Origin of the sequence: Cytobacillus sp. FSL R5-0569 (assembly GCF_038007265.1) — a bacterium.
Lineage (GTDB): Bacteria > Bacillota > Bacilli > Bacillales > Cytobacillaceae > Cytobacillus > Cytobacillus kochii.
In genome coordinates this window covers 4,488,797-4,513,577 of sequence record NZ_JBBOWW010000001.1, presented here as the reverse complement: position 1 = coordinate 4,513,577, position 24,781 = coordinate 4,488,797, and the positions used below count along the sequence as shown (strand labels likewise).

22 protein-coding genes are annotated in these 24,781 nt (G+C 37.2%); 15 read left to right on the top strand and 7 right to left on the bottom strand.

Going from position 1 to position 24,781, the window contains the following annotated elements:
* Positions 1-4: 4 nt before the first annotated feature.
* From MKX78_RS22845 to MKX78_RS22820, 6 genes are all read left to right on the top strand, one after another.
* Positions 5-1,543 (top strand): ABC transporter substrate-binding protein, encoded by a 1,539-nt coding sequence (locus MKX78_RS22845; protein WP_341052552.1) that lies wholly within the window; start codon positions 5-7, stop codon positions 1,541-1,543.
* An 8-nt stretch (positions 1,544-1,551) separates the two neighbouring features.
* On the top strand, positions 1,552-2,535 hold the full coding sequence (locus tag MKX78_RS22840) for an ABC transporter ATP-binding protein (protein ID WP_095373578.1): 984 nt from the start codon (positions 1,552-1,554) through the stop codon (positions 2,533-2,535).
* Positions 2,532-3,548, top strand: coding sequence for an ABC transporter ATP-binding protein (locus tag MKX78_RS22835; RefSeq protein WP_095371488.1), 1,017 nt, complete (start codon positions 2,532-2,534; stop codon positions 3,546-3,548). Before MKX78_RS22840 ends, MKX78_RS22835 begins: the two co-directional genes overlap by 4 nt.
* A 233-nt stretch (positions 3,549-3,781) precedes the next feature.
* Entirely contained in the window at positions 3,782-5,386 is a 1,605-nt protein-coding gene (locus MKX78_RS22830) for a gamma-glutamyltransferase family protein (protein ID WP_307316474.1), read from the top strand.
* A gap of 74 nt (positions 5,387-5,460) precedes the next feature.
* Positions 5,461-5,991 (top strand): chromate transporter, encoded by a 531-nt coding sequence (locus MKX78_RS22825; protein WP_095373579.1) that lies wholly within the window; start codon positions 5,461-5,463, stop codon positions 5,989-5,991.
* Positions 5,988-6,527, top strand: a complete 540-nt coding sequence (locus MKX78_RS22820) for a chromate transporter (RefSeq protein ID WP_095371490.1) — start codon at positions 5,988-5,990, stop codon at positions 6,525-6,527. The genes MKX78_RS22825 and MKX78_RS22820 overlap by 4 nt, the downstream gene beginning before the upstream one ends.
* 277 nt (positions 6,528-6,804) lie before the next feature.
* Here the strand turns inward: MKX78_RS22820 and MKX78_RS22815 are convergent, their stop codons facing one another.
* Complete coding sequence (locus MKX78_RS22815; protein WP_095371491.1) at positions 6,805-7,131, bottom strand: general stress protein; 327 nt, start codon at positions 7,129-7,131, stop codon at positions 6,805-6,807.
* 218 nt (positions 7,132-7,349) lie between these two features.
* On the opposite strand from MKX78_RS22815, the gene MKX78_RS22810 reads away from it, so the two are divergent.
* The 8 genes from MKX78_RS22810 to MKX78_RS22775 all read left to right on the top strand — a co-directional run bounded on the left by MKX78_RS22810 (position 7,350) and on the right by MKX78_RS22775 (position 16,128).
* Positions 7,350-9,317, top strand: coding sequence for a transporter substrate-binding domain-containing protein (locus tag MKX78_RS22810; RefSeq protein ID WP_341052550.1), 1,968 nt, complete (start codon positions 7,350-7,352; stop codon positions 9,315-9,317).
* Positions 9,292-10,635, top strand: coding sequence for a sigma-54-dependent transcriptional regulator (locus MKX78_RS22805; protein WP_095371493.1), 1,344 nt, complete (start codon positions 9,292-9,294; stop codon positions 10,633-10,635). Before MKX78_RS22810 ends, MKX78_RS22805 begins: the two co-directional genes overlap by 26 nt.
* 142 nt (positions 10,636-10,777) lie before the next feature.
* Positions 10,778-11,746, top strand: coding sequence for a TAXI family TRAP transporter solute-binding subunit (locus tag MKX78_RS22800; protein ID WP_341052547.1), 969 nt, complete (start codon positions 10,778-10,780; stop codon positions 11,744-11,746).
* 1 nt (position 11,747) lies between these two features.
* The gene (locus MKX78_RS22795) at positions 11,748-12,848 is read left to right on the top strand and encodes an ABC transporter substrate-binding protein (RefSeq protein WP_095371495.1); all 1,101 of its coding nucleotides are present in this window, start codon (positions 11,748-11,750) and stop codon (positions 12,846-12,848) included.
* Positions 12,849-12,869: 21 nt separating this feature from the next.
* Complete coding sequence (locus MKX78_RS22790) at positions 12,870-13,970, top strand: ABC transporter ATP-binding protein (protein WP_095371496.1); 1,101 nt, start codon at positions 12,870-12,872, stop codon at positions 13,968-13,970.
* Positions 13,931-14,872: an ABC transporter permease gene (locus MKX78_RS22785; protein ID WP_307316487.1), complete on the top strand. Its 942-nt coding sequence runs from the start codon at positions 13,931-13,933 to the stop codon at positions 14,870-14,872. The genes MKX78_RS22790 and MKX78_RS22785 overlap by 40 nt, the downstream gene beginning before the upstream one ends.
* Entirely contained in the window at positions 14,872-15,669 is a 798-nt protein-coding gene (locus MKX78_RS22780; protein WP_341052544.1) for an ABC transporter permease, read from the top strand. Before MKX78_RS22785 ends, MKX78_RS22780 begins: the two co-directional genes overlap by 1 nt.
* Positions 15,670-15,798: 129 nt before the next feature.
* Complete coding sequence (locus MKX78_RS22775) at positions 15,799-16,128, top strand: hypothetical protein (RefSeq protein WP_322909863.1); 330 nt, start codon at positions 15,799-15,801, stop codon at positions 16,126-16,128.
* Between the two features lie 795 nt (positions 16,129-16,923).
* Here the strand turns inward: MKX78_RS22775 and MKX78_RS22770 are convergent.
* Together MKX78_RS22770 and MKX78_RS22765 are read right to left on the bottom strand one after the other, a co-directional pair.
* Positions 16,924-18,482 (bottom strand): IS3 family transposase gene (locus tag MKX78_RS22770; RefSeq protein ID WP_341051231.1). Its coding sequence is split into 2 segments (ribosomal slippage): positions 16,924-17,828 and positions 17,828-18,482, totalling 1,560 coding nucleotides; the frame shifts between segments, so codons are not numbered across the junction.
* A 348-nt stretch (positions 18,483-18,830) separates the two neighbouring features.
* The gene (locus MKX78_RS22765) at positions 18,831-19,271 is read right to left on the bottom strand and encodes a DUF2798 domain-containing protein (protein WP_307316600.1); all 441 of its coding nucleotides are present in this window, start codon (positions 19,269-19,271) and stop codon (positions 18,831-18,833) included.
* A gap of 407 nt (positions 19,272-19,678) precedes the next feature.
* Between MKX78_RS22765 and MKX78_RS22760 the strand changes: the two genes are divergently transcribed.
* Positions 19,679-20,176: a MerR family transcriptional regulator gene (locus MKX78_RS22760; RefSeq protein ID WP_233435182.1), complete on the top strand. Its 498-nt coding sequence runs from the start codon at positions 19,679-19,681 to the stop codon at positions 20,174-20,176.
* A 169-nt stretch (positions 20,177-20,345) separates the two neighbouring features.
* Here the strand turns inward: MKX78_RS22760 and MKX78_RS22755 are convergent, their stop codons facing one another.
* From MKX78_RS22755 to MKX78_RS22740, 4 genes are read right to left on the bottom strand one after another with little or no spacing between them, the layout of a single operon-like run.
* Positions 20,346-20,996 carry a hypothetical protein gene (locus MKX78_RS22755; protein WP_095371501.1) on the bottom strand — a complete coding sequence of 217 codons (651 nt, stop codon included), beginning with the start codon at positions 20,994-20,996 and terminating at the stop codon, positions 20,346-20,348.
* Between the two features lie 13 nt (positions 20,997-21,009).
* Positions 21,010-21,510, bottom strand: coding sequence for a PadR family transcriptional regulator (locus MKX78_RS22750; RefSeq protein WP_341052539.1), 501 nt, complete (start codon positions 21,508-21,510; stop codon positions 21,010-21,012).
* Between the two features lie 60 nt (positions 21,511-21,570).
* On the bottom strand, positions 21,571-24,039 hold the full coding sequence (locus MKX78_RS22745) for an ABC transporter permease (RefSeq protein WP_341052538.1): 2,469 nt from the start codon (positions 24,037-24,039) through the stop codon (positions 21,571-21,573).
* Positions 24,002-24,733, bottom strand: coding sequence for an ABC transporter ATP-binding protein (locus MKX78_RS22740; RefSeq protein WP_095371504.1), 732 nt, complete (start codon positions 24,731-24,733; stop codon positions 24,002-24,004). The genes MKX78_RS22745 and MKX78_RS22740 overlap by 38 nt, the downstream gene beginning before the upstream one ends.
* Positions 24,734-24,781: the final 48 nt, after the last annotated feature.

The window sequence follows — 24,781 nt, the reverse complement described above, 5'->3', positions numbered from 1 at the left end:
AAGAATGAGGAAAAAGTTATTAGCAATACTAGCGATATTCACATTAATGATTGTATCTGCTTGTTCAAGCGGTAATGAACCGGCAAGTGGGGAGGGTGAAGGGAACGGTAAAATCGATACATTTACATATGCTTCACTATCAGATGCAGTAGGGCTATCACCTATTATGACAAATGATAGTGCATCAGCTAATGTGACTGACCATGTGTATGAAAAGTTGTTTGATAGAAATACAGAAACAATGGAAATAGAACCTAAATTAGCTGAATCTTATGAAAATCCAGATGAGAACACTTGGCTGATTAAATTAAAAGAAGGAGTTAAGTTCCATGATGGAACAGACTTTAATGCAGAAGCTGTTAAATATACTTTTGATAAATTAAGAGATCCAGAGACAGCAGCCCCACGAGCTTCACTAATGGAGCCGGTTGAATCTATTAATGTGATTGACGATTACACAGTTGAAATCAAAACTAAATATCCATACGGTCCTTTTCTAGCGGCACTGTCACATTCTAATGCAGCCATTGTAAGCCCAACAGCTGATAAAGAGGGAGATTTAAATAAAGAGCCTGTCGGTACAGGGCCATTCAAATTTGCGAAATGGGTACCAGGGGATCAAGTCGTATTAGAAGCCAATGAAGACTATCGTGATGGCGCACCTGCGATTCAACAATTAATTTTTAAAGTTGTTCCAGAAATATCAACAGCAATCTCGATGTTACAAACAGGAGAAGTACAATTTATTGATAACCTTCCTATGGAACAGATTGAAAGAATTGAAAGTCTTAAGAATGTAACAGTTGAAAAGGTGGATGGGACACCAGAATACTATTTCACTGTGAATCATGGAAAAGAAGAATACCAAGATGCAAAATTACGTGAAGCTTTTGCTAGCGCGATTGACCGGGATGCTGTTGTTTCAAAAATGAACGGGTTAGGCATTCGCAGTGATAGTGTCATAGGGCCAAAAGTATTTGGGTACGTAGAATCTGCTGCTCAAGCAGGTACACCTTATGATTTAGAAAAGGCTAAAAGTTTAGTAGAGGAAAATGGATTTGGAGAGAAAACGTATAAGTTATTAACACCAAATAGAAGTAATTTCTTACTGATGGCTGAAATCGTTCAAGCGCAATTGTCAGAGGCCGGGTTTAACATCGAAATTGAGTCAATGGAATGGGCTTCATTCCTAGATACGGCAAGACAAGGGAACTTTGATTTAACCTTCTTAAGCTGGTCTAACTTAACGGCTGATGGCTCAGAATTATTTTATCCTAATTTCCACACTGATAATGTAGGTGCATCAAATAGAGCACAATATAGTAACGAAGCATTTGATCAATTAGTAGATGAATCGAGAACAACAACAGACCAAGATAAACGGTTAGAACTATTAGATCAAGCTAATCGCTTAATGTTAGATGACGATGCAGTCGTTATTATGTATCACTCCATCGTAACAGCTGCAATGGATCAATCTTATGAAGGTCTACTTTTAGAAGCAACTGGTAAATGGAATCTATCAGAAGTAACAAGAAAGTAGGTGCAACAATGGGAGAGGCTTTACTAGAAGTGAAAAATATGATTACAGAGTTTCGGACAGCAGACGGGTATTTACCTGCTGTCCGCGATGTTTCATTCTCGCTAAATAAGGGTGAGACATTATGTATTGTTGGCGAATCGGGCTGTGGTAAAAGTATAACTTCTCTCTCAATTATTGGATTGTTACCTAGTAACGGTAGAATTGCAAGTGGAGAAATTAAGTATGAGGGAGAGGCTATTCAAAGTCATACAGCTGAACAAATGAGACAGATTCGTGGCAACCAAATCTCGATGATATTTCAAGAACCGATGACAGCGCTGAATCCTGTTTTAACGATAGGCTATCAGTTAAGAGAACCTCTAATAATTCATGAGAAATTATCTAAAAAAGAAGCCCATAAAAAGGGAATTGATCTTCTGAAAAGTGTGGGTATTCCTTATCCTGAGAAAAGAATGAGTCAATATCCACATGAATTAAGTGGAGGCATGCGTCAAAGGGTAATGATCGCGATTGCGTTGTCATGTAACCCCGGATTACTGATTGCAGATGAACCGACGACTGCGTTAGATGTGACGATTCAAGCGCAAATTCTAGATTTGATTAATGATTTAAAGCAAGAATATCATATGGGCGTAATCATGGTGACCCATGATATGGGTGTTGTTGCAGAAGTAGCTGACAGAGTAATGGTTATGTATGCAGGGAAAAAGGTAGAAGAAGGGACAGTAGAGGAGATTTTTAATCATCCAAAACATCCTTATACCGTTGGACTGTTAAATTCTGTACCAGATGTAGACAAACCTGACTTTGAACTTGAAGCTATTCCTGGTTCTTTACCTAGTTTAAATCAACAAATTCAAGGTTGCCGATTCCACGACCGTTGTAAATTTGCCATGGAAACATGTAAACAACAAGAGCCACCTGCCTTTGATTTGTCTCACTCTCATTCGGTGAGTTGTTGGCTTGAAGCAGAGGAGGTAACAAATCCATGAGTGTCGCAAATGATAATGGGAGAAAAAAGACCCTTCTTGAAATTAACCAGTTAAAGAAGTACTACCCAATCAAGGGTGGTTTGTTGCAAAGGGTACAATCTCATGTGAAAGCAGTAGAAAATGTTTCTTTTAAATTATATGAAGGTGAAAGTTTAGGTGTTGTAGGCGAGTCAGGGTGTGGAAAATCGACGTTAGGAAAAGCCATTCTAGGATTAGAAGAATTAACGGCCGGGACAGTTAAATTCAAAGAGACCGAAATACAATCATTAAGAAAAAAAGAAAAGCTTAAATTTGTGAAAGAAATGCAAATGATCTTCCAAGATCCCTTTGCTTCTTTAAATCCTAGACAAAAAATAGGTCCAGCTATAGCAGAGGTTTTTTCCATACATACATCTATGTCCAGTAAAGAAAAAAAGTTAGCGGTTTTAGATTTATTAAAAGAAGTAGGCTTAAAAGAAGAGCATTATGATCGTTTTCCTCATGAATTCAGTGGTGGACAAAGGCAGAGAATTGGGATTGCACGTGCCATCTGTTTAAATCCATCCTTTATCATTTGTGACGAGGCAGTATCTGCTCTCGACGTATCTGTCCAAGCACAGGTGTTAAAGTTATTGAAAACCTTACAGCAAAAGTATCAACTATCTTATATGTTTATTTCTCATGACTTAGGTGTTGTTCGTTATTTTTGCGATAGAGTACTAGTGATGTATTTAGGGAATACGGTTGAGGAGGGAAAGGTAGAAGATTTATATAATGCTCCTCTACATCCCTATACACAAGCATTACTTTCTGCTATTCCTAGACCCTCTATTGAAAAGAAACGAAATAGAATAAGGTTACAAGGTGATTTACCGAATCCGGCAGATCCTCCTTCTGGTTGTCCCTTTCATACCCGTTGCCCAATAGCGAGGACACAATGTATGGAAGAGAAGCCTCAATGGAGAGAGTACGGTGAGGAACATTATGCAGCTTGTCATTTTGCTGGGGAATCTATTTTTAAAGAAGCGAAGTGAAATTCCTTTGAAGAGCGAGGTGCTGTTAGCTAGCATCTCGTGTTTTTATTGTAGGTTAACATTTGTGTAAGAATAATCAAGATAATTAACATATTGATTTTGAAGAATTTAAAATATATTAGATTTAAATCCTGTTATTATCATTAATTTTATTCTATAATCTGTAATGTGTAATATACATTACGTAAGTTAAAATTGATTTTATATTTACAAATGTAAAAGGAGAGGTTAATTTGGATTACTTACATCACCCATTCTCGGCAAAAAGACATACAGTGTTCGCTAAAAAAGGAATGGTAGCGACTTCACAGCCTTTAGCAGCACAAGCAGGTATTGAGATATTGCAAAAAGGGGGGAATGCGATTGATGCAGCGATTGCAACAGCTGCAGCATTAACAGTCGTTGAGCCAACTTCAAATGGAATCGGTGGAGATGCCTTTGCTCTCGTTTGGGTAAAAGATCAACTTCATGGATTAAATGCTTCTGGCCCTGCACCTCAATCTATTTCTGCTGATGAGGTTAAAAAGCGTGGATTCACAAAAATGCCAACATACGGTACCATCCCTGTTACTGTACCCGGGGTACCAGCCGCATGGGCAACGTTATCGAAACGGTTCGGTAAACTATCTTTACTTGAATCATTAAAGCCAGCGATTAGATATGCAGAAGAGGGCTATCCGCTGACACCGATTCTAGGGAAGTATTGGAAAAGGGCATATACGAAGTTTAAAGAAGAATTTACGGATGAGGCTTTCGAAGGATGGTTCGAAACGTTCGCACCGGGGGGAAGAGCACCAGAGATCGGTGAATTATGGCGTTCAGAAGGGCACGCTAAAACCCTTCAAGCAATTGGAGAGTCGGAAGGCCGCTCCTTTTATGAGGGTGAATTAGCGGAACAAATGGATGCTTTTATGAAGAAACATGAAGGTTTTTTAACAAAAGAAGATCTGTGTAAATATGAGCCTGAATGGGTAAATCCTATCTCTACTCAGTACAGAGGTTACGATGTATGGGAGATTCCTCCGAATGGTCAAGGAATGGTTGCGTTGATGGCACTTAATAATTTTGAGAGATTGTCAAAGCCACAATGGCAATCAGCCCAAACGCTTCATGAACAAATTGAATCGATGAAACTTGCCTTTACTGATGGAAAAGCATTTATTACAGAGGCAGCAGATATGCCTATTGAAACAGAAGAGTTACTTTCTAAGGAGTATGCGGATAAACGCAGTCAAACAATTTCGGATATCGCTTCCAATCCGGAACCTTATGAGTTGCCGAAAGGCGGTACAGTATATTTAGCTGCTGCAGATGAAGAAGGAAATATGATTTCTTATATTCAGAGTAATTACATGGGCTTTGGCTCAGGAATTGTGATCCCAGGTACGGGCATTAGTTTACAAAATAGAGGTCATGATTTCTCATTGGATGACAATCATCCGAATTATTTAAAAGGTGGCAAACGGACTTATCATACAATCATCCCTGGCTTCTTAACAAAAGATGGTAAGGCAGTTGGTCCTTTTGGTGTAATGGGCGGCTATATGCAACCACAAGGTCATTTCCAAGTAGTAACCAATACGGTCGACTATGCCTTAAATCCGCAAGCTGCACTAGATATGCCAAGATGGCAATGGATGAAAGAAAAATCTATTTTCGTAGAACCAGAGTTTCCTAATTATATAGTGCAAGAGTTAGAAAGAAGGGGTCATCAAGTTACAATTACACCGGATGGAGGAAGTTTTGGGCGTGGGCAAATCATTTGGCGTAATCCTGAGACTGGTGTATTAATGGGTGGAACTGAATCCCGTACGGATGGTACGATTGCCGCTTGGTAGCATCAGCGAAAGAAAAACAACGAGAAGAAGCTAAGCCTCAAACACGCCAAGGCTTACGTTTACAAAAAGAATTAATGATTGGGAACTTCCGTACTGGAATGTTAGGGTTTGGCGGTGGACCATCCTCTATACCACTATTCCAGCAAGAAGCAGTAAAGAAATACAAATGGATGACAGAAGAAGAGTTTGCCGATACTTTGGCATTGGCTAACACGATGCCAGGCCCCATTGCGACAAAGATGGCCGGTTACATTGGCTACCGTGTCGGAGGAATCGTAGGAATGATTAATGCCCTTGTTTCTTCCGTTCTCCCTACTGTTATTATCCTTATAAGTCTTCTGCAAGTTTTACAAGCTTATAAAGATATTCCATGGGTAAAGCATATGTCAGCATCGATTGTCCCGGTTGTAGCTGTGATGCTGGCGCAAATGACTTGGGAATTTGTAAAGAAATCGGGCACGACGCTTGGGTGGAAGAAAGCTATTATTCTCATATTAGCGTCTTTCTTACTTACAGAAGTGACGCACTTGCATCCAGGTATTCTCATCATGATATTAATTATTTCCGTCTTTATTCCTTTTAAGAGGAAGGAGAATCCATCATGATTTATTGGGAAATCTTTTTAGCTTTCTTTATTCCAGGTATTCTTGGTTACGGTGGTGGACCTGCGACCATTCCCTTAATTGAAAATGAAGTCGTCGGTAAATATGGCTGGATGTCCACTCAAGAATTTAGTGAAGTCCTAGCGATTGGGAATTCCTTGCCAGGGCCGATTGCGACGAAAATGGCCGGTTATATCGGCTACGCAGAAGGGGGAATTTTAGGTAGTTTCGTTGCCCTCTTTGCTACAATAGCTCCTTCGATTATCTTAATGCTCGTACTGATGGCGATTTTAATGAAATATAAAGACACCCCTCAAGTCAAAAATATTTCTAAAATTGTCCGTCCAGTGATCGCTGTGTTGCTAGCCGTCATGACCTTCCAATTTCTGAAGGATTCCTTCTCTTCATTAGGGATGGTTTATTCTCTTTTGATGGTCATTGGTAGTTATTTTTTATTAGAAAAAATGAAAATGCACCCCGCCATTGTTATTAGTATCGCTTTAGCCGTAGGGGCCATTTCGGGATTGATTATCTATTAGTCTAGGTGAGAGAACGTAAGACCGAATGAAAAACTGCTTTGGTTCAACAAGTTATCACAGAGGGATATCTGCAAATGGATTCGCAACTTCGTTCTTTAATCTGAGAAGGACGATTGCCCTGTTTGCAAGATCCTCATGCTGAAATGAAGTCATCAATAGAAGGGAATATGAGAAAAATCTATTAATCTTTCATCCTACTCTTTAATTATAAAAACCGGTAGCGATTCGCTACCGGTCATATATAGTGAAATGGGGGGAATTATATTAGACATAAAGATTAGTTTTTAGTAGAGCCGACAACAACAAGTTTACCTTGATCAAGTACTTCTTCATACCTCTCAGCTTCAACATCAGTCATACCAACTGATCTCATTTTAGAACGTAATTCATCGCCTCGGCTTTTGAAGACGTTTCCGATGGAGTCAAAAACACCTTGTTCTTTCATACCAATATCATTTGTATCTGTTGCATCTGTTAAATTTTCTGAGCGGTCTCTGTCATGTGCGAATAAGTATATATCCTTCTTAGTATAACCTTCGTTTTCAAGAGAGTTAATGATGCTAACCGCCTGTACTCCGTTTTCTACAACTTCGATTTTATACATAGTTTACATCCTCCTCTTTTTTGAAGAGTATCTTGTGTCTCTTCTTAGTGTATATATATCCGTTCTACAATAGATTAAACCTTAATGTTTATTGGTAAAAAATAGAATCATTAATTGATAGATAAAAATGTTCTTTGGAGCCTTGTGTTATGAAAGTGATTTATTTATTATTTAAATATAAAATATTTATAATTTTCTAACATAATAAGGAGATCATTTTGCGCAAAGTATTGCTCGTTTTCATGTTTTTCACTCTCTTCCCATTCACTCATGTCTTAGCAGAAGAACAAGTGTATCGAATAGGAACAGAAAAAGCGTTTCCACCATTTTCTTATCTTAATCAAAACGGGGAGCTACAAGGCTTAAGCATTGCCATCTTAGAAAGGGTAGCCGACAAAAATGATGTGAAGTTTGAGTTTATCCCTATGGATGGAAAGCAAGCTGAGGAAGCGTTAAAAAGGGGAGAAATAGATGGTGTTGCCGGGGTCACCTATAGTATAGACAAGGAGAAGTATATGGACTTTTCCACCCCTTATTTTACGATGTCGGATTCATTAGTGATACCTAGACGCTTGAAAGACGAAGTAGAGAATATAGAAGATTTGCGGGATACGCATATAGTATTAAAAGAAGATACGGCTGGATTAAATACATTAATAAACTTGCGAAATAATAACTTTACTGTGACGACTAACCAATACAACGGTTTATTTATGCTTTGGAATGGCCGCGCGGATGTTTTTATTGGCAACAAATGGACCTCATATTTTTTTTTAGATCGGTATGAGTTAGAGAAACAATATGTTGTGTTAGATATCATTTTGGATCCTGCAGATTATGCTGTAGCTGTACAAGAAGGGGACGAGGAATTTCGACAGTTCTTAGATAAAGCCATCATTGATTTAAAGGCAACAGGGGAAATGAACCAGCTGGTTGATTTTTGGACGAAAGGTGAAAATGAAGAGGAAATCACAAGGTTAAAGGATTTCATTACCATTTTATCAATATTTATGGCCATTGGTGGTTTTATTCTTATTCTCATCTATATATGGAATTATCGGTTGAAATTAGCTGTCAATGAACATACGAAAGAACTGACTCTTTTGAATGAGGATTTGCATGACCAACGGCAACGTACCGCTGATAGCAATGCTTTTAAAGATCAAATAATCAATAATATAGATGCTGGCATTATTACTTTTGATTTGAACTTTATGATGACGAGTTGCAATTCAAGGGCACTTGATATTTTAGAGTGGCCCCAACAAGAGGGGATTGAGCATTCACCCATTTTTAAAGAAGTACGAACGCAATTCTATCATGATAGTGCCAATCAATTCGTGCTTCATCGAAACGGTCAACGGAAAATTATCTATTATTCATTGAACGAAATGTATAATTCTTTGGAAAATCAAGCAGGGTATTTGCTTACTATCAGAGATGAAACGGAAAAGGTCCAATTAGAGCAGAAGTTACTCACACAGGAAAAGCTTCATGCGCTTGGACAGTTAGTCGCCGGTGTTGCTCACGAAATAAGAAACCCATTAACATCCATTAAAACATTTATCAATTTAATTCCAAGAAAAATAGTACAAAAAGACTTTCAAGAGATGTTAGTCAAACATTTACCAAAAGAAGTTGACCGGCTAAATCAGATTGTCACCGATCTTATTGATTATGCGAGACCAAGTACCCCACGTATTCAGCCATGTTCTGCATCTGAGTTAACTACTATGCTGACATTCTTACATGTAACGATGAAGGATGAGCACATTGACTTTCAATTAAAAGTACCAGATGGGTTAGTTTTTTATATTGATCCGCAGCAAATTAGACAAGTACTTTTGAACATTTTACTGAATGGGGTGGATGCAGTAAAGAATGTTACTGGGAAGCGTATAGAGTTAGAAATGTATCATCTAGATGGAGAATGCGGAGAAATTTCAATTAAAGATAATGGTGAAGGGATGAGTGTGGAGCAACAACATCATATTTTTGATCCGTTTTATACGACAAAAGCAAAAGGAGTCGGTCTAGGGCTTACACTTTCTTATCATTTAGTACAAGAAAACAATGGGGACATTAGCGTAACAAGTACGAAAGAAGAAGGGACACGGTTCGTCATTACTTTACCTATTTATCGAGAGGAGGATTCGCTCAATGAAGCCAGGTCTACTCGTCATTGATGATGAAGCTGCGATTTGTATGTCAATAAAGTTTGCCTTAGAAGATGATTATCAAGTATATACAACCATAGACCCAAAGGAAGGGATAGAGTGGGTGAAGAGTAAACGAATCGATATCGTCTTATTAGACTTAAGAATGGGGGCTGTTAGCGGTCTAGATATTTTAAAGAAAGTGAGGGAAATACGTTCGGAGCTCACGGCCATTATGATGACAGCTTTTGCTAGCATTGAGACATCGATTGAGGCAATTAAACAAGGTGCCTATTATTATATTGAAAAGCCGATTGATATGGATAAATTATCTGTGTTAATCATGCGCGCACTGCAATATAAACAAGTCTCAAATCGCCTGGAGTCAAAAGATAAACAACTGGAAGCACGTGCGTTTTTAGGGACAAGCAAGGCGATGCAACAAGTATTCTCAATGATTGATCGCATTAAGGACATCGATTCAAGCGTACTTATTACGGGAGAAAGTGGAACAGGCAAAGAATTAGTTGCGAGGGAAATCCATTTTTCGGGTAGAAGGTATCAAGGTCCATTAGAGATTGTCAATTGTGCGGCTATTCCTGATAATTTACTAGAATCAGAGCTGTTTGGTTACGAAAAAGGAGCCTTTACAGGAGCCACTCAATCGAAGGATGGCAAATGTGTTGCAGCTAACGGCGGGACATTATTTCTAGATGAAATGAGTGAATTGCCTTTGTCTCTACAAGCAAAGCTTTTACGAGTCATCCAAGAGCGTGAAGTCACACCACTTGGATCTAATAAGAAAAAGCAACTCGACATCCGTATTATTAGTGCAGCCAACAAAAATATCGCGCAAATGGTCAAAAACGGTGAGTTCCGCGAAGATTTATACTTTCGCTTAAATGTGATTCCTATTCATATGCCACCGCTTAGACAAAGAAAGGAAGATATCCCGCTACTCATCAATCATTTGATTCAAAAATTTAATCAATCAATGAACAAACAAAAAGAGGGTCTGACACCGAAAGCGATGGAAGTGCTTCTCCATTATCCATATGCAGGGAATGTCAGAGAACTTGGCAATATAATCGAGTATGCTGTGGCGTTATCAATGGACCGATTAATCGACGTGTTAGATTTGCCCCATTTCGTCCAAGGTCATGCCGAACATCCGATGAATGAGGATGAAATGATTCAATTACCACTTGGTATCCCGATGAAGGAGGTAGAGAAGCGAGTTATTACTGCTACCCTTAAGCACTATAAAGATCATAGGCAAAAAACCGCTCATTCCTTGCAGATTTCGGAGAGGAGTTTGCGGGATAAGTTGAAGAATTATAAGAAATAAAAGAACCGGCAATATTTTCTGCCTCATACGGAAATAATTGCCGGTTTTCCTTTTGATAAAATTGTAAGCGTATACATAAAACAATATTATGAATTTTGGCACAATATTTGCATTAATAAAACTAAGGAGGATGTTAGTAGGGATGAAGTCATTTTTGTGGGTGGCAATTATTTTTCTGTTAAGCGGTTGTTCGAATACTCATTCCGAGATCCGGTCTTCTTATGATCCATATAAGGCTCCATCAGAAGAACTAGCGGTTGGGAAAAAGTCAATCGTGCTGGCAACAGGTGATGTATCAGGTGTGTATTATCCGCTAGGTACGGGGTTAATGACGATTTTAGAAGAATATAATAAGGCTGCTTTTGGTACAAGAGTGACAAATGCTTCGATTCAAAATGCGAAGCTCGTAAGTAGTAATGAGGTAGAGCTTGGGATATCGATGGCTGATGTATTGTATTCTGATGAACTATCACAAAAACATTTAAATGTATTAACCAATCTCTATCGCAACTATATGCAAATCGTAACATCAGATCCATCCATTGAATCCTTATCTGACTTAAAAGGTAAGCGAGTCAGTTTAGGTGCAGAAGGAAGTGGCACAAGATTTACGGCAGAAAGGCTATTAGACGCAGCAGGGCTTAGTCAAGAGACAATGGATATTTCGTATTTATCCTTTACCCAATCGGCTGCGGGTATGAACAATGGTACCATTGACGTTGCCTTCCTCTCTTCCGGATTACCTAATCCAGTTATCGAACAATTGCTAGAGGAGGAGAATCTTACGTTAGTTAAGGTAGATGAGGAAACAAGTAAGCGCTTAAATCGGCAATACGAGGGTTATGAGTGGCAAGAAATTCCGAGCTATACATATGAGGGAATAACGGAGCCGACACCGACAGTTACAGTACAAAACGTGCTGTATGCGAATGAAGAATTATCTAATGAGCTGGCTTATCACATTTTAAAAGGTATCTATGAGCACTTAGATGAATGGGCCGTCTATCATCCAGCCGTAGCAAATATGACGGTTGAAGAAGCAGCAACTAATATAGCGATTCCGCTTCATCCAGGTGCCAAACAATATATAAACGAAGTAGGGGGAAAGTAAAATGAAAAAAATCATTACGGCATTATCTATTTTTATGTTGCTATGTCTAGCTGCTTGTGGGGCGCCAACACCACAAAAATCCGGTGAACAAGCAAGTTCAGAAGGCGGAGGCTCAGATAGTAAGTCAATTACGGTAGCGGGTAATGGTGGCGTTATTGAACAAACGATAAGAGATGTAATCGCACCGAAATTTGAAGAAGAAACCGGTATTAAAGTGAATTATATCCCAGGATTATCAGGAGAGATTCTTTCTAAAGTAGAGTTACAAAAGAATGCGCCACATATTGATATCGCTTTCTTTGTACCAACTGATGTTTATCGGGCGAATGAAAAAGATTTAACTGAGACATTAAGTGAAGAGAACGTACCGAACTTCTCCAATGTCATTGATGATTTCGTATCTGTTGAGGGTGCGGGGGCACCAGTTTTTGGCTTAGCTATTGCCCCAGCATATAATACGGAATCATTCGAAAAAAATGGTTGGGGACCAATTGAATCTTGGAATGACCTTGTATCCGGAGATTATGAAGGAAAAACCGCATTTGTTGATATCACAAATGACTGGGGATTTAATACATTAAACGCGTTAGCAATAGCAAATGGTGGGAGTACAGATAACGTTAATCCTGGTATAGAAAAAGCGAAGGAATTGGCAGGTTACTCAACCACTTTCTATAAAAACTCAACACAGGTGATGCCAGCGATTCAACAAGGTGCTGCTGACCTATCTGTTTTAGGTTCTTATGTAATTAGTGATTTAGCTGAATCAGGTATACCAATTAAAATGGCGATACCAAAAGAAGGTGTTCCACTACAAGCCTTTAGTGCAACTTTAGTGAAGAACACACCAAAAGAAGAGCAAGCTCTCCAATTTATTGATTATCTTGTGAGTGAGGAAGCACAATCGTTAATTGCAGAGGAAGGGTTCTATCCAATTGCTGAAGGAGTAGAACTACCTGAAAAATATCAAGAATCTATTGGGATAGCAGAGGATGATCCAACATTTAAGCCAGATGTCCCTCAATTCGCGGAAATTAGAGCGGAATGGTCAGATCGTTGGAATAAAGAAGTCGTTCCTGAAATTGGCAAACTACTAGAATAATAGAAGAGGAGGCATAATGAGATGACGACAGCGATAAGCGACGTAGAAATTAAGGGAGCTATAAAAAAATTCGGATCAAATATTGTTCTTAATTCCATCGATTTAGAAGTAAGGCAGGGTGAGCTTCTCACCTTGCTTGGCCCTTCTGGATGCGGAAAATCGACCACTTTAAATTTAATTGCGGGTTTTCTTGAGGCAGACCAAGGAGATGTGTTTATTAAAGGAAAAAAGGTGACAAAGGTGCCTCCATATAAAAGAGATTTGGGTATGGTTTTCCAAACGTATTCTCTTTTTCCACATATGACGGTTTATGACAACTTAAGCTTTGGTTTAAAATTAAGAAAAATTTCCAAGTCAGAACAAAAAAAGAAAATCGATCGTGTTCTTGAACTTGTAAAGTTATCAGGGTTAGAACATCGCTATCCCCGGGAACTTTCAGGCGGACAAAGACAGAGAGTAGCCATCGCCAGAGCGTTGGTTGTTGAACCGGAATTATTATTATTAGATGAGCCATTATCGAACCTTGATGCGAAGTTAAGGCATGAGCTTCGCTTAGAAATCAAAAGGTTACAAAAAGAAATCGGTGTAACGACTATCTTTGTTACCCATGATCAGGAAGAAGCACTATCGCTTTCCGATCGTGTCGTAGTAATGAATGCAGGTAAGATTGAACAAATTAGTACACCGACATCCATCTACAAACATCCAAAAACAGAATTTGTTTTTCAATTTATCGGTAAATCTAACTCATTTGAAGGTATTGTTACATCAACAGATCAAAAGCGGATTATGGTTCAAGCGGGTCAAGAAGTCACATCAGTAAGTTGGGATAATGTGATTGGAGAGAATCGCACGTTCCAAAAAGGGGATGAAGTAAAATTATACATTCGCCCAGAAAACATTCATATTTCTGAGTCACAAGAGGCTGTTGATGGATATGAACTACATCCTGCGAAAATCACACAACTGAATTACTTAGGGACTTCTTGGGAAATAGATGTCGCATTTATGGGGAAATCTCTGCAAATATTAACAAATGAGTACCGTTCATCATGGAAAGAGGGAAGCGAGGTGTTTGTAGGATGGAAGCCGCAAGAGCTCAAAATCATCAGAAAAGAGTAGAACCTAAGGGACAACCGCCGCAACAAGAGAGGCGCGTGAAAAAACGGAAGCCATGGGCACCTGGCTTGTTGTTATTAACACCGATTCTCTTGTTCTTATTCGGATTTTTTGTTGTACCGATGTTATATATTTTGTACTTAAGCTTTATTTCAACTGATAGCTTAAGTGGTGAAGGCGCTAGTTACAGTTTATCAAATTATATCACGCTCTTTACGGATAGCTATTATTTAAACTCTTTATGGATTACGGTTAAGATTAGCTTATTATCTAGTCTGGTTGCGCTCGTATTGGGTTATCCGATCGCTTTAACGATGGCAAAGGCTTCTGCAAAAATGCGCGCACTTATTACACTACTGATTGCTTCACCTCTTTTAGTTAGTATTGTTGTTCGTAACTTTGGCTGGTATTTATTACTTCTACCTAATGGGACCGTTAATACACTATTAATGGATATGGGTCTAATTAGCAAGCCTATGAATCTATTGTTTTCAGAGGTTGGTGTCATTATAGGTCTTTCAAATGCCTATTTACCATTTATGGTACTAGCTATAGTCACAAGCTTATACAATATTGACCCATCATTAGAGAAGGCATCGGCCATCTTAGGTGCAAGTCCATTAAGGAACTTCCTTTCGATTACATTACCACTGAGCTTACCAGGTATTGTCTCTGGTTGCGTTTTAGTCTTTAGCTTATCGATGAGTGCCTACGTAACACCGGCACTTATGGGTGGAGCGAATGTGCCTGTGATGCCAGTTGTTGTATACGACCAAATTAATAATCTCCTGCAATGGACATTTGGATCGGCATTATCATACGTTTTGCTTGGGACAACGCTTCTATCAGTCTTTTTATTTACTCGAGGGTTTGAGAAGAGTAAATTCAAGGAGGTGTTCCGTTAATGAATGCCATTGGGAAATTACGCGGAGCATGGGCTGTTATTGGGATTATCTACATCTTGATACCACTAATCGCTGTCATCCCTGCATCGTTCACAAAAGCAAGCTATCCAAGCTTTCCGCCAGAAGGGTTTTCGTTTCAATGGTATACGAAAATCTTGGAAAGGCCTGAATTTATTGACGCCTTCATGAATAGTTTGCAATTTGCAGTGCTTGCAGCACTATTTGCCGTTATATTCGGCACACTAGGTGCGCTAGCTATTGCCAAGTATGATATTCCCGGAAAGTCAGCGATTACATCCTTTTTAACGGCGCCACTTAGTGTACCTCAGCTTGTATTAGGGATAGCATTATTAATTTACTTCACACCATTAATGCTTGCGGGTACGTCAATAGGATTCCTAATTTCACATATTATCATTTGTATTCCATACGTGATTCGTTTAGTGTTAACTGGCTTAAGCGGTTTTGATTATAATTTAGAAAAAGCGGGGGCAATTTTAGGCGCCAATCCATGGACGGTCTTCTGGAAAATCACGCTCCCATTAATCCGACCTGCAATTATCTCCGGTGGCCTTTTCGCTTTCTTAACCTCCTTTGATAATGTAACGGTCTCACTCTTTATGATCTCTCCTGAAACACGCACTTTACCAATTGAAATATTCTCTACCATGCAAGATGCTTATAATCCAATTGTTGCCTCTGTATCCAGTGTTGTCATATTCATCTCCGTGATTCTCATCGTCATCTTAGAGAAAATCCACGGTGTCGGAAAAGTTTTTGGTGGGGGCCATCATTAATTATTTCTTTAGTCAGGATTAGCGCGCACATTGATATGTGCGTGCTTTTGCTCGTTCATAACAACAATTGCAGGAATAAACAAAGCGTGTCTTGAAAGTTAGACTAATCAATAGTAAGGGTGAATATAAATGAGAAGATTAAAAGAGATTTATAGATATATGTTATTTCGGCTGTTTGGGAGAAAGTCTAGAAAAGTAGGGTTGGCATTATTTGCTCCATTAAAGATATTCCCTGAATATATAGTTGATACGGAAAATGGCCAAGTGACTGGGTTAGTCATGTATGATGAGAAGGTTTACTTGACCGTTGTTGTAGATGTTCTGAACGAAAAAACTTCCGTAAAAGGAAGCCTTAGAAGAATCCATAAATTTACGAAACCTTTTAAAAAGCACAACTATATAGAAATGATTGAAGAAGAAGCTAAATTTTTGCTAGAAGATAAATGCCCAAATGAGTAAATCTCCTCAGGAGGTCTAGAGTAAAGTGGGAGAGTGGAAATAATTGTATAATAAGATAATGGAATATAATCGATAGGAACCTGGAAGGATGGAGGTAATAAGATGAGCATTTAAATAGAATATAGTAACACAGCTTTAATATTGACCTATCAGGTCTTACGACGATTACCTCTTTTAGGAAAACAATCAAAATTCCTTACCATGTGATTGAAGAAGTGCAGACTGGAAGTTTCAAGTTCCCCTTAACAGCAATTAAAAGAACAGGTATTACTACAGTCGGTCATAAAGCAGTGCTTTTCATTATTAATAAAAAGAAATATTTTATCCTATTAAAACGAAGAACAAGTAGTACTCCTCGTTTTAATACTTTGAATTTGATAGGTGAGTGATTGAAAAAGGTGATCCAAAATAACTAGAGAAAAGCTTCGTGATGCGCTGTGGTCATATGAATAAATAAAAGTACTGTTTATTAAAGTAACAATCTATCAACTTAGAGAATGGGCAATGATAGATCTAAAGGTAGGAGAATGAATTTGAATAGGATTATTAGTATTATACTTGCCATAGTATTTTTTGCTTTTCTCTTTGGATATGAACCTATACAACTTATTTTTGAAGATGTATTTGCATTGATGTACCCATTTTTAATCTTACTAGGCCTTATCACATTAATCATTATCCTAGGGGTGTTTATAAAATAGATCTGAAGATGGCATTCTATCTCTATAAGGATTGATCCGGATGATTAGTGAACAGCCCCCTGTCAAGTAGACAGTGGAAATAATAAAAAGTTACCTAAGCGGCTATAGCTCTATATTCCATAGGGCTATAGCCGTTTAGTCGTTTTTGGTATCGATTATGATTATAGAAGTGAATATACTCCGTTATGGCATTGGAAAGTTCCTCATAGGTCATAAATTTATGTAAATAATATTTCTCACATTTCAGTGTTCCCCAAAAGGATTCCATAGGTCCATTATCGATACATCGCCCAACGCGAGACATACTATGAGCCATTTTTAACTTTTTCATCCTACATTTAAATCCATAGGAGGTGTATTGATAACCACGGTCGCTATGAATGAGAGGCTTCTTTCCCTTTAAATGCTTTGTCGCCTGGTCAAGTGTATCAAACACCAGTTCGTTGTTATTAGAATGCCCGAGAACATAACTAATAATAGAACCATCATAGAGATCACGAATGGCACTTAAATAAGCTTTTTGGGAGGAACCATATTTAAATTCTGTGACATCCGTGACCCATTTTTCATTTGGCTTTTTAGCTGTAAACTCACGATTTAATATGTTTTCCGTGACATATTGGGGGATAGAACGTTTATATCGTTTTTTCTTCACTCGAATCACCGAGCGTAATTGAGCCACTTTCATTAATCGATAGATTCTCTTATGATTCAGTGCCTCATTAAATTTTCTATTCAAATGAAGAGTCATTTGGCGATAGCCGAAGATCCCCTTCATTTGAATATGTAGGATTTTCATCTCTTTCATAATAGCTTCATTCAGAATCTCTTGGGAAGTCGGTTGACGTCTTAGCCATTTATAATAAGCGCTCCGAGTGACGCCCGCGATATCACACAGAAGAACTATGCTTAGATTCTCTTTCTCATGTAGTTCCTGTATGGCGACATACTTATCTTTAAATCGAATCCTGCTTATTTCCGCCTCCTTTCGAGTTCCTCCAACTTTTTTAAGAATAAGTTCTCTGCACGTAATCGTTCATTTTCTTGTGCTAGTTTTTTCATTTCGAGTTTTATTTTATCTTCTGGTGTTAACTCTATTTCTGTTTTATTCCTCCCTCGTTTGTCTTGAAGACCTTCCTCTCCACTCTCTTCATATTTTTTAACCCATGTATAAACTTGTTGGTAAGACACTTCAAAAGTGTCAGCTGTCTTCTGATAATCTTTTCCGTTCCCCAAGCAATCAAGTACCACTTGAATTCGTTCCTTCCAAGTTGTTTTTCTTCCTTTAGTCATAGAGCTCGTCCTTTCTTTTGACGTATCCTTTATTTCACTATGACTATTATACTTCTTCAACCATAACCTGAGGACAGACTCATCTGATATTTTATATCTTTTGGCAATTTCCTCTAAAGAATAGTGGCCGGACAGATAGTCCTTCATGGCTAATATTTTTAAATGCTTCGGGTACGTTTTCCAGGAGGTCGATTCTTTAAGACCTTCAAATCCATACATATCAAATTTATACTTCCAAATTCGAATGGCACTTCTACTAACTTTATACTTTCTCATTATCTCCGCTACAGATAAAATACCATCTTTTAATGTATTTATTACTTCTATCCTAACTTCGAGTGGATGAGCTCTTTTAGACATAAATATACTCCCCTTTTAGTAGCCAGATTTTATTTTTTTATCTGTCTACCTATAGGGGAGCATATCATAGGGGTATGAAGTGTCTAATCATTCGGTTTTTTTGTGATTTATATCCTTATATGAAAAAAATAGAGGAATAGAGCAAAAGACACTCGACTCCCTCAGGGAAATAGAGGGAAATTTGAGACCTCACAGGTAATGCAGAGAAGGCTCAAGCGTTCCCTCCCCGTGGAAAGCAAATGTCTGTAGTGAAATGGAACGGGCTTTTTGGCAACTGATTTTTTATAGATTACAATTTGTTTTTGTTCGTTTTGAAGTTAGGTCATTTAGTTTTGCTCCACCCTGTTTTTATCCATTCAGTTCGGGTTTTTGTATGGCCGGTTTTATATATTTACATAGTAATTTCCTCGAGATAGGGCCAACGATTAATAACTGTGAAGGAAGGGCAACAATAATATTTAAGGCTAATGTCTTTAGATAAGCGGTAAAAATAGAACCTTCAATCCCTGTTGTTATCAAGGTCAAGATGATTCCGTATGCTGACATGATGGCAACCATTATAGGAACCATACAAAAAGCAAAAACAATAATAAAGTTGAATTCTTTTGATTGGTCATAAGGTAGAGACCTTGCAAGTTTGTGTGCGACTGGCTCAACGAAAGACTCTGCGATAAAAGCAACAATAAAAGTTATTGCAAATTGAATCAATGCACTACCTAAGCTATACGATGAAAAGCCGTGTAAAGCTGAGTTGTAAACGGACATGATTAAAACCATCCCAAAACACATGAATAGGCCAAAAATAAGGCCTTCTTTTTTATTACTAGGCAAATGAAAAACAACCTTTCTTTTAAGAGAATAAATGTAATTATATCGGTTCAAATTTTTCTTCATAAGTGACATATTTGTGAATTTTACTAAGAGATTTCATTTCCTTATATATCTTTTGGGGGTTTTTAAAGGTTATGAAATTAGTTTTGCTAGTTTAAAAATAAAACATATAAGTTTAACTAATAGGGCTCTCGTTAAAACCGTTCTTTTGAGGGCATTTTTCATTTGTCCATAGAAGGAGAGAAAATTGAAGTTGAGAAATTGTTTAATAAATAGCGATGGAAGCTTCTCATTACGAATTTGCTTTTTAACTAAATATTTAAAATTTATAAATAACTACTATATTGAATGTTGAGGAATATGTTATGGTAAAGTTACACAATGAAAAAATATTGCGAAATGAGAGGATGACCATTAAAAAGACTAAATATTGGACAGTTGGAGACTTATCAAAACTAACGGGGCTTACGTTTCGAACTTTACGATATTATGATCAAATTAGTTTATTATCTCCATCTGAATATTCCGAATCTGGACATAGGTTATATGATGAGGAAGACATTTTAATTTTATTTCAAATTCTTACTCTGAAAGATTTGGGGTTATCACTCGAAGAGATTAAATCTACTTTGAAAGATGAAGATTACACACCTAAGAAAGTCATTAACCTTCATATAGAGCGGTTGAAAATTGCGATAAAAAATCAGGAAGGTCTTTTAAAAGAATTACAAAATTTATCTTCTCTTATGCAACTAGAACAACATATAACGTTTGATGATTTAGCCCAGGTCTTAATGATGAAAAAGAATGCAACCCCTACCCAGAGAAGAAGTAAAGCATTAACCTTTAAAGAAATCACATAGTATGATATTTGTTAGGAAGAAGGAGCCCATTTTTCAACATATGTATTATTACTTTGATATTTGCATGGATTGAATCATAGGTTCAAAAAAGTAAGTAAAAAGCCCGATTACCCTCAAAAAACTGGTAAACGGACTTTTGTTTTATAAAGTGATGGAAAATCATTTCTAATTATGACGATGCGTGTTTTTTCGATTCTTTTGGAAAAATTGTGTAGGAAAAAGAAATTAATCCATCAATAACTAAAATAATTGTCCAAATCCTACTTAAGTTATTTGTTGCTGAATGATCAAAAGGGAACGCAGCGTTACTTGATGCAAACCATTGTTGAAAGAAGTCCCCTATAGAACTAATCGTGGAGAATTGGTTTGATAATCCAAGAAACAGGGCTAAAAGAATATGCACACCTAAAAATATGAGAAGATGCATAAAAAAGTGTTTTCTTTCTACAGCAGCAAATTCCTTTCCATCCAACTCTTTTACTTGATCTTCTATATTAATTGTTTCGCCTCTCCAGTTTGCTACTTTTTTCTGTATAAATCGATCAAGCTTTCTGAAATCTGATTTCCCATAGGTAAATGCGTATACAATCACAATTAATATAACAACCTGGTAGCTTGTAAATTCACCAGTTCTCATATAATCCATAAAGCCCATTGTGGCAATCCATAGGTCGTTCACTATAAAAATGCCGAAGAAAAGAAAACTGAGCTTATTTAACTTGAACCAATATCTTAAAATGAGAAAAGATAGTATTGAAATCCAGAAAATAACTTCAGCAGCAATAAAAAACTCCCATTTATGGTCTAAAATAAAATCCATTTAGTAAACCCTCCTAATTTTCTGTTAGCATTTCTATCCATTTCATTTCAGCTTCAAGATGCAGTATCTTACCATCAATTAAATAATGAATGGCCTCATTTTCTTCAGAAAATACGTGACTATTTCTTAGTTGTTGTAATTGAAAGATGTTTTTAATGATGAGTTCCTTATGTTGTTTAATCATCTCGCCAAGATTTTTAAATGATAGTTGTTTTGCACAAAGTAATTTAAAGTAAAACTCATCTTGAAGGAGGGAGCTTTCAACCGGTAGCAATAGCCATTTTTGAAGCTCAGCTTTCCCCTTTGGTGTAATGCGATAAATTTTCAGTTCTGACTCTTTTTCTTGTGCTTCTTGTACAAATTCATCTCTAATTAATCGATCAATCGTTGTATATATTTGTCCAGCGTTTAAATCCCACTGTTTATAAACCATAGATTCGAAAGAGACTTTTAAATCATAACGATGGCGAGGAGACTGGGATAAAAGCGTCAATATGGCATGCTTTACTGACATATAAATTCCTCTTTCCTCTTTTTAATAATATGAATGGGTAGTTGTAAAAATTCTACCCATCTAATCTTGTTTAAGTGATTTTGATATCGTTATTTTATTGACTGTATATGAAGGTAATACTGAAGCTGCTATGCTGACAATTAAGCCACAAATGATAGAAATAAGTATTGTCTCTAATGGTACAATAAATTCTATCAGTATATCCTCTGAGGTTTTGGCGTTTAAATAGATTGTGGCAATTCCAAGAAATATGCCAATCAAAATACCGTTTAACCCAATAATAAGCCCTTCACTTATGATGGTTTTATAGATTTGCCATCTTGTAAAAGCAATAGCTCTCATCACGCCAATTTCCCTAACTCGGTCCATTACATTCATTGTTAATGTGTTTAATATACCAATTCCCGTTATGATGATAGCAATCATTAATAATCCACTGAAGAGTGATTTTACGCCTGGAAGGGCACGCTCTTGTTTAGATATTTCTTCATTTAAAGTCTGTACAGAGCTTAAATCAAAAGGAAAAGTGTTAAGAAGTTCATTTTTTACAGAGCTTTCATCTGTATGTTCATCTAAGACTATTAATCCCTTAGAAGGAGAAACATTTGGATGCAGTTGGTTGATATTCTCTTCTGAAATAAACGCAGTATAGCCACCATATTGTGTTGTATTAACTTTCCCAACAACTCTTAAGCTGTTTTCTTTTCCATTTTGATAAATAGTCATAGTATCGCCTATTTTTCCGCCCCACTCACGAAACGCATATTCTCCTAGTAAAATGGTATCTTTTTCTTCAAGTGCATCCAATATTTGCTTTTGCTCAGATTCATGAGCGTAAAATAAAGGATTATTACTATACCAATCATTCTTCACTTCTATCATTGTAAATTGGCGATTCTCATCGCCTATGCTCCAAGTGGCTGGGCTTTCGCTATAAGCCATAACATCTTTTACACCATCCATCTGACTAATCTGTTCTAGTTTTTCATTAGAGATCGGAGTCTCGCTGCTAAACTGAATATTACCACCAAAGGAACGGATGACATCTCGGCTTATGTTTTGTTCTAAAGAAGTAAAGATAGATGAAACGAGTAAGCCAAGACAAATAGCAATTGCAAGAATTAATGACATATTTGAAGAACGATTTAATGTAAGCAATGTGCTCTTTCCGGCAATACTTCCCTCGTATCCCAAAAATGAAGTTTTAGAAAAGAGAATCGTCAAAGCCTTCATCATTATAGGATATAGAAGTATAACAGCTACTAAAAGAAAAACGATGGATATGGCATGAGGAATAAACACACCTAATAATACAATACACCCAATGATCGTTCGCTTTTTTTGACCGCTGACCTTTTCAGTAGGTATGGACTTTAAACTACTAATTACATCTACTTTGCTAGCATAAGTAACTGGAATTAAAGATGCGAGCATAGGTATGATAATACCTAATAAAATGGAAAGGGGAAGTGCATACATGAATTGCATTTTGACTTCAATGTTTGTTTGGAAAGAACCGAATAACCCATCTTGGAGCAAGTTTGCTAGCATAAACCCTGCTGGAATGCCAAGAATAAGTCCAATAATTACGAGATATAAGACTTCCATAAGAAATAGGATTTTGACTTGATTAGGTGTATAGCCGACAGTCTTCATGATGGCTATTTCATTCTTTCGTTCCGATACACTAACATAAAGGGTGTTGTATAAAATGAAAGCCCCAATAAGCATGGCGAGTCCACCAATGGCATAAAGCATGAAATACAACTCTTCTAATTGATTGGTTTGTCTTTCATCTAAAACGACCTTTTGAAATATGAGTTCTTCATTTTGTAAGCTGTCCTTTATTGCTGTTATACTGCTTATTTGTTCCACATTCTCTTTAAACTTTATTCTTATTTCACCAATTTGGTTTGGTGCATTATACAATTCTTGAATATTATCTAAAGTTGTAAGAGCTCGCCAATTCTTATTACTTGCCTCATTCCAGCTTGCTGGACCTTCCAACAAAGCTGTATCAGCTACAATTGCTGATATGGCTACATCTTTATTACCTTTAGGAAGTTGTATATTCAATATTTCTCCTGCGCGTAGATTCCACAATTCGGCGGTAGTCTCTGATATAATAATGCCCTTTTGATCAAGGTTACCAGCAATGACATCTAATGATAATAACTCGTTATCAAAGGAAGAAAGCCCGGTTAATCTCAGATTGCTTTCAGCGGAATGATGTGCACTATCTAAATTAATTTTTGTTTGTCTATGGACTAGCCCTGTTATGCTACTAATATCTGAGTTTGTTTCAACTTCATCCAATATTTCTTCTGAAAAAGTATTGGATGTTGAATGGATAGTATAATCAGCGTTCCCTGTGAACTCCTTTAGTTGCTCCGTTGTAAGATATTTTGCCGTTTCGACAGTGCTGATAACTGCGAACATAGTGGTAATCCCAATGAGAATGGCCAATAAAGTAAAGAAGGAACGTGATTTTTTACGAATTAAGTTTCGTAATGATGCTAGCCATAGCATTTTGATCCCCGCCTTCTGCTTGCTTAATATCTGATTCAATCATTCCGTCTTTTAACAAAATAATACGATTCGCAAAGCTTGCTGCATACATATCATGAGTAACCATGATAATCGTGAGTTTCTGGTCTTGGTGAAGAGAAGAGAGTAGTCTTAATATTTCTGTTCCCATTTTTCTGTCAAGATTGCCAGTCGGTTCGTCTGCGAGTACTAATTTTGGTTCCATTGATAATGCTCTTGCTATAGAAACACGTTGTTGTTGACCACCACTTAATTGCGAAGGATAATTTTTTTCTTTGCCTTCCAGTTTTGTGGATTGGATGAGATTAGTAACAGTTGTTTGAATACTTGCTTTTGGCAAACGATCGGCGTGCATAGGAAAAGCAATATTTTCTTCAACTGTCATGTTAGGAAGAAGCTGATAATTCTGAAATACAAATCCAATATTCTTTCTGCGGAAAAGTGTTCTTTCCTTTTCTGACATGTCTTGAAGTTTTGCATGATTAACTTGGATGTTTCCAATATCCGCTTGGTCAAGGCCACCAAGAAGGTTCAATAGCGTACTTTTTCCAGAACCTGAGGGTCCCATAATTGCAATAAATTCCCCTTCATTTATTGTTAAATCAATGCCCTTTAATACTTCGTATGATTCCTTTCCAATTTCATAAGTTTTCTTTATACCTTCTATTTGAATCATATAAAGCCTCCTATTCAGTATATACTCAGTATATATATTGTATACTCA

Coding starts and splice junctions, on each gene's coding strand:
- MKX78_RS22845 (WP_341052552.1), top strand. CDS start 5: ATGAGGAAAAAGTTATTAGCAATACTAGCGATATTCACATTAATGATT.
- MKX78_RS22840 (WP_095373578.1), top strand. CDS start 1,552: ATGGGAGAGGCTTTACTAGAAGTGAAAAATATGATTACAGAGTTTCGG.
- MKX78_RS22835 (WP_095371488.1), top strand. CDS start 2,532: ATGAGTGTCGCAAATGATAATGGGAGAAAAAAGACCCTTCTTGAAATT.
- MKX78_RS22825 (WP_095373579.1), top strand. CDS start 5,461: ATGATTGGGAACTTCCGTACTGGAATGTTAGGGTTTGGCGGTGGACCA.
- MKX78_RS22820 (WP_095371490.1), top strand. CDS start 5,988: ATGATTTATTGGGAAATCTTTTTAGCTTTCTTTATTCCAGGTATTCTT.
- MKX78_RS22815 (WP_095371491.1), bottom strand. CDS start 7,131: ATGTATAAAATCGAAGTTGTAGAAAACGGAGTACAGGCGGTTAGCATC.
- MKX78_RS22805 (WP_095371493.1), top strand. CDS start 9,292: ATGAAGCCAGGTCTACTCGTCATTGATGATGAAGCTGCGATTTGTATG.
- MKX78_RS22800 (WP_341052547.1), top strand. CDS start 10,778: ATGAAGTCATTTTTGTGGGTGGCAATTATTTTTCTGTTAAGCGGTTGT.
- MKX78_RS22795 (WP_095371495.1), top strand. CDS start 11,748: ATGAAAAAAATCATTACGGCATTATCTATTTTTATGTTGCTATGTCTA.
- MKX78_RS22790 (WP_095371496.1), top strand. CDS start 12,870: ATGACGACAGCGATAAGCGACGTAGAAATTAAGGGAGCTATAAAAAAA.
- MKX78_RS22785 (WP_307316487.1), top strand. CDS start 13,931: ATGGAAGCCGCAAGAGCTCAAAATCATCAGAAAAGAGTAGAACCTAAG.
- MKX78_RS22780 (WP_341052544.1), top strand. CDS start 14,872: ATGAATGCCATTGGGAAATTACGCGGAGCATGGGCTGTTATTGGGATT.
- MKX78_RS22775 (WP_322909863.1), top strand. CDS start 15,799: ATGAGAAGATTAAAAGAGATTTATAGATATATGTTATTTCGGCTGTTT.
- MKX78_RS22765 (WP_307316600.1), bottom strand. CDS start 19,271: ATGTGTTTTGGGATGGTTTTAATCATGTCCGTTTACAACTCAGCTTTA.
- MKX78_RS22760 (WP_233435182.1), top strand. CDS start 19,679: ATGGTAAAGTTACACAATGAAAAAATATTGCGAAATGAGAGGATGACC.
- MKX78_RS22755 (WP_095371501.1), bottom strand. CDS start 20,996: ATGGATTTTATTTTAGACCATAAATGGGAGTTTTTTATTGCTGCTGAA.
- MKX78_RS22750 (WP_341052539.1), bottom strand. CDS start 21,510: ATGTCAGTAAAGCATGCCATATTGACGCTTTTATCCCAGTCTCCTCGC.
- MKX78_RS22745 (WP_341052538.1), bottom strand. CDS start 24,039: ATGCTATGGCTAGCATCATTACGAAACTTAATTCGTAAAAAATCACGT.
- MKX78_RS22740 (WP_095371504.1), bottom strand. CDS start 24,733: ATGATTCAAATAGAAGGTATAAAGAAAACTTATGAAATTGGAAAGGAA.